General features: G+C 51.0%; 2 tRNA genes and 3 rRNA genes. All 5 read right to left on the bottom strand.

Annotated elements, in window-relative coordinates:
* Positions 1 to 49: 49 nt before the first annotated feature.
* The 5 genes from rrf to AC099J_RS31415 all read right to left on the bottom strand — a co-directional run bounded on the left by rrf (position 50) and on the right by AC099J_RS31415 (position 5281).
* Positions 50 to 162, bottom strand: a 5S ribosomal RNA gene (gene rrf / locus AC099J_RS31435).
* A gap of 116 nt (positions 163 to 278) precedes the next feature.
* Positions 279 to 3154, bottom strand: a 23S ribosomal RNA gene (locus AC099J_RS31430).
* 319 nt (positions 3155 to 3473) lie between these two features.
* Positions 3474 to 3549: transfer RNA gene (locus AC099J_RS31425), tRNA-Ala, on the bottom strand.
* A 25-nt stretch (positions 3550 to 3574) separates the two neighbouring features.
* Positions 3575 to 3651: transfer RNA gene (locus AC099J_RS31420), tRNA-Ile, on the bottom strand.
* Between the two features lie 95 nt (positions 3652 to 3746).
* A 16S ribosomal RNA gene (locus AC099J_RS31415) occupies positions 3747 to 5281 on the bottom strand.
* Together the 16S, 23S and 5S rRNA genes with 2 tRNA genes alongside form the textbook arrangement of a ribosomal RNA operon.
* Positions 5282 to 5644: the final 363 nt, after the last annotated feature.

Here is a 5644-nt window from a genome sequence, read left to right as displayed (position 1 = left end):
CCCAAATAAAAACGCCCAATCTTTCGACTGGGCGTTTTTGGCTGTAGGAGCCTGACGATGACCTACTTTCACACGGGAACCCGCACTATCATCGGCGCGGAGGCGTTTCACTGTCCTGTTCGGGATGGGAAGGAGTGGGACCACCTCGCTATGGTCATCAGGCAAAACTTGGAGCTGGGCTGGTGTTGGCCAGCCTGGCGAATTCATAGAGTTTTGAATCAGTGGTGTTTGACTGCGTCACTTGGCATAACAATTTTGATCTGAGAGATCAAAGTTATAGGGTCAAGCCGCACGAGCAATTAGTATCAGTTAGCTTAACGCATTACTGCGCTTCCACACCTGACCTATCAACGTCCTGGTCTAGAACGACTCTTCAGGGGGCTCAAGGCCCCGGCAGATCTCATCTTGGAACGAGTTTCCCGCTTAGATGCTTTCAGCGGTTATCTCTTCCGCACATAGCTACTCGGCAATGCCACTGGCGTGACAACCGATACACCAGAGGTGCGTCCACTCCGGTCCTCTCGTACTAGGAGCAGGCTTCCTCAAATCTGCAGCGCCCACGGAAGATAGGGACCAAACTGTCTCACGACGTTTTAAACCCAGCTCACGTACCTCTTTAAATGGCGAACAGCCATACCCTTGGGACCGGCTACAGCCCCAGGATGAGATGAGCCGACATCGAGGTGCCAAACACCGCCGTCGATATGAACTCTTGGGCGGTATCAGCCTGTTATCCCCAGAGTACCTTTTATCCGTTGAGCGATGGCCCTTCCATACAGAACCACCGGATCACTATGTCCTGCTTTCGCATCTGCTCGACTTGTCAGTCTCGCAGTTAAGCACGCTTATGCCATTGCACTATCGTCACGATGTCCGACCGTAACTAGCGTACCTTCGAACTCCTCCGTTACACTTTGGGAGGAGACCGCCCCAGTCAAACTGCCTACCATGCACTGTCCCCGATCCAGATAATGGACCTAGGTTAGAACCTCAAACACACCAGGGTGGTATTTCAACGTTGGCTCCATGCGATCTAGCGACCACACTTCAAAGCCTCCCACCTATCCTACACAGATCTGTTCAAAGTCCAATACAAAGCTACAGTAAAGGTTCATGGGGTCTTTCCGTCTTTCCGCGGGGAGATTGCATCATCACAAACATTTCAACTTCGCTGAGTCTCGGGAGGAGACAGTGTGGCCATCGTTACGCCATTCGTGCAGGTCGGAACTTACCCGACAAGGAATTTCGCTACCTTAGGACCGTTATAGTTACGGCCGCCGTTTACTGGGACTTCAATCAAGAGCTTGCACCCCATCATTTAATCTTCCAGCACCGGGCAGGCGTCACACCCTATACGTCCACTTTCGTGTTTGCAGAGTGCTGTGTTTTTAATAAACAGTCGCAGCCACCGATTTTTTGCAACCCATTCATGCTCCGTTGTTCACTTCACACTAATAGGGCACACCTTCTTCCGAAGTTACGGTGTCAATTTGCCGAGTTCCTTCTCCCGAGTTCTCTCAAGCGCCTTAGAATACTCATCTCGCGCACCAGTGTCGGTTTGCGGTACGGTCGTTGTTAGCTGAAGCTTAGTGGCTTTTCCTGGAACCTCGTTCAGTTACTTCATGAGCAAGCTCACTCGATCAATGGCCTCGGTATATGTACGCCGGATTTGCCTAACGTACGCCTACATCCATCTAAACCGACATATCCAACAGTCGGATAACCTATTAAGATCCGTCCCCACATCGCACTAACAATCGGTACAGGAATATTGACCTGTTTCCCATCAGCTACGCATCTCTGCCTCGCCTTAGGGGCCGACTCACTCTACGCCGATGAACGTTGCGTAGAAAACCTTGCGCTTACGGCGAGGGGGCTTTTCACCCCCTTTAACGCTACTCATGTCAGCATTCGCACTTCTGATACCTCCAGCAGCCTTTACAAGCCACCTTCACAGGCTTACAGAACGCTCTCCTACCACTTGCAATAAATTGCAAATCCGCAGCTTCGGTAACTGGCTTAGCCCCGTTACATCTTCCGCGCAGGACGACTCGATCAGTGAGCTATTACGCTTTCTTTAAATGATGGCTGCTTCTAAGCCAACATCCTGACTGTTTTAGCCTTCCCACTTCGTTTCCCACTTAGCCAATTTTAGGGACCTTAGCTGGCGGTCTGGGTTGTTTCCCTCTTGAGTCCGGACGTTAGCACCCGGTGCTCTGTCTCCCAAGCTGTACTCGTCGGTATTCGGAGTTTGCCTTGGTTTGGTAAGTCGCCATGACCCCCTAGCCAAAACAGTGCTCTACCCCCGACGGTAATACTTGAGGCACTACCTAAATAGTTTTCGGAGAGAACCAGCTATTTCCAAGTTTGTTTAGCCTTTCACCCCTATCCACAGCTCATCCGCTAGTTTTGCAACACTAGTCGGTTCGGACCTCCAGTACCTGTTACGGCACCTTCATCCTGGCCATGGATAGATCACTTGGTTTCGGGTCTACACCCAGCGACTGAGACGCCCTATTCGGACTCGGTTTCCCTACGCCTTCCCTATTCGGTTAAGCTTGCCACTGAATGTAAGTCGCTGACCCATTATACAAAAGGTACGCAGTCACCCCTTGCGAGGCTCCTACTTTTTGTAAGCACGCGGTTTCAGGATCTATTTCACTCCCCTCCCGGGGTTCTTTTCGCCTTTCCCTCACGGTACTAGTTCACTATCGGTCAATGATGAGTATTTAGCCTTGGAGGATGGTCCCCCCATATTCAGACAGGATTTCACGTGTCCCGCCCTACTTGTCGTTAGCTCAGTACCACACGTCTCTTTTCACATACGGGGCTATCACCCACTATGGCCAGCCTTTCCAAGCTGTTTTGTTAAGAGTCGTGCTATCACTAACAGGCTTTTCCGATTTCGCTCGCCACTACTTTCGGAATCTCGGTTGATGTCTTTTCCTCGAGCTACTGAGATGTTTCAGTTCACCCGGTTCGCCTCGCATGACTATGTATTCATCATGCGATACCTTTGCAGGTGGGTTTCCCCATTCGGAAATCTCCGGATCAAAGCTAATTTGCCAGCTCCCCGAAGCTTATCGCAGGCTATCACGTCCTTCGTCGCCTATCATTGCCAAGGCATCCACCACGTGCTCTTATTCACTTGACCCTATAACTTTGACACCTCTTGCAAGGATCAAAATTATTTCAAGGAATATGTCAGGTCTTTCACCTGACGCGTTATGCCGTTCTTCAATTCTCTTGAAGACTTGAATTTCAAACAAAGTTTGATATTCATTTTGACGCAATCAAATATGTTACTGGCGGCACGGTATGCACGAAACCTTTACGAATGTGCACTTTCCGCCAGCAACGCTGATTCGAACTCTATGAATTTTTTAATGAACAGCCGATTGATCAAGAGATCTTGATCAACAACAAAGCAGCCTTTTACAAAGCTACTTTGGTGTTGACGTATTGAGATAAGTTGGTGGAGGTGACAGGACTCGAACCCGCTACCTACTGCTTGCAAAGCAGCCGCTCTCCCAGCTGAGCTACACCCCCAGAAAGCTATTGGATATTGGAGGAATGGTGGGTCTGGTTGGTTTCGAACCAACGACCCCCGCCTTATCAAGACGGTGCTCTAACCAACTGAGCTACAGACCCAAGCCGGTCGCTTGAGCAGACTCGCGTCTGACCCTTGGCGACAACCTTCCAACAACCGATAAGTGTGAGCGTTTGAGCTGCGTTGCAGTTTCCAGAAAGGAGGTGATCCAGCCGCACCTTCCGATACGGCTACCTTGTTACGACTTCACCCCAGTCACGAACCCTGCCGTGGTAATCGCCCTCCTTGCGGTTAGGCTAACTACTTCTGGCAGAACCCGCTCCCATGGTGTGACGGGCGGTGTGTACAAGACCCGGGAACGTATTCACCGTGACATTCTGATCCACGATTACTAGCGATTCCGACTTCACGCAGTCGAGTTGCAGACTGCGATCCGGACTACGACTGGTTTTATGGGATTAGCTCCCCCTCGCGGGTTGGCAACCCTTTGTACCAGCCATTGTATGACGTGTGTAGCCCCACCTATAAGGGCCATGAGGACTTGACGTCATCCCCACCTTCCTCCGGTTTATCACCGGCAGTCTCATTAGAGTGCCCAACTAAATGTAGCAACTAATGACAAGGGTTGCGCTCGTTGCGGGACTTAACCCAACATCTCACGACACGAGCTGACGACAGCCATGCAGCACCTGTGTTATGGCTCTCTTTCGAGCACTCCTCTATCTCTAAAGGATTCCATACATGTCAAAGGTGGGTAAGGTTTTTCGCGTTGCATCGAATTAAACCACATCATCCACCGCTTGTGCGGGTCCCCGTCAATTCCTTTGAGTTTCAACCTTGCGGCCGTACTCCCCAGGCGGTCAACTTCACGCGTTAGCTTCGTTACTGAGTCAGTGAAGACCCAACAACCAGTTGACATCGTTTAGGGCGTGGACTACCAGGGTATCTAATCCTGTTTGCTCCCCACGCTTTCGTGCATGAGCGTCAGTGCAGGCCCAGGGGATTGCCTTCGCCATCGGTGTTCCTCCGCATATCTACGCATTTCACTGCTACACGCGGAATTCCATCCCCCTCTGCCGCACTCCAGCGATGCAGTCACAAATGCAGGTCCCAGGTTGAGCCCGGGGATTTCACATCTGTCTTACATCACCGCCTGCGCACGCTTTACGCCCAGTAATTCCGATTAACGCTCGCACCCTACGTATTACCGCGGCTGCTGGCACGTAGTTAGCCGGTGCTTATTCTTACGGTACCGTCATTAGCCCCGTGTATTAGACAGAGCCGTTTCGTTCCGTACAAAAGCAGTTTACAACCCGAAGGCCTTCATCCTGCACGCGGCATTGCTGGATCAGGCTTGCGCCCATTGTCCAAAATTCCCCACTGCTGCCTCCCGTAGGAGTCTGGACCGTGTCTCAGTTCCAGTGTGGCTGGTCGTCCTCTCAGACCAGCTACAGATCGTCGCCTTGGTGAGCTTTTACCCCACCAACTAGCTAATCTGATATCGGCCGCTCCAATCGCGCGAGGTCTTGCGATCCCCCGCTTTCATCCATAGATCGTATGCGGTATTAGCACAGCTTTCGCTGCGTTATCCCCCACGACTGGGCACGTTCCGATATATTACTCACCCGTTCGCCACTCGCCACCAGGATTGCTCCCGTGCTGCCGTTCGACTTGCATGTGTAAGGCATGCCGCCAGCGTTCAATCTGAGCCAGGATCAAACTCTATAGTTCGATCTTGAAATTTATACTCTTTCGAGTTCACTCATTAAAACGGAATTGAAGTGAATCCACTTCCATTCTCATGAGCATTTAAGTGCAGTGCACTTGTTCCGAAGAACTTGGCAACTTCACCCAAACGCCCACGCTTATCGGCTGTATGTTTTTAAAGACCTGAGGCCAGCAAAACTTGCGTTCTTGCTACCTTTTTTCGCGCTTCGCTGTGATCAGCGGAGCCTTGAATTATGACACAGAATTTTCGTCTTCGTCAAATTTTTTCGCTTTTCTTTTTTGCCGGACCTTCTGGAAGAAGCTTCCCGAAGAACCTGCGCCGTGAGCAGCGAAGCCCTCGACTATACAACAGCTTTTGAGCAGGGG

This window comes from Rhodoferax sp. RT4P68 (assembly GCF_056521305.1).
The sequence above is the reverse complement of the archived record's forward strand: the minus strand, read 5'-3'. Positions and strand labels throughout refer to the sequence as shown.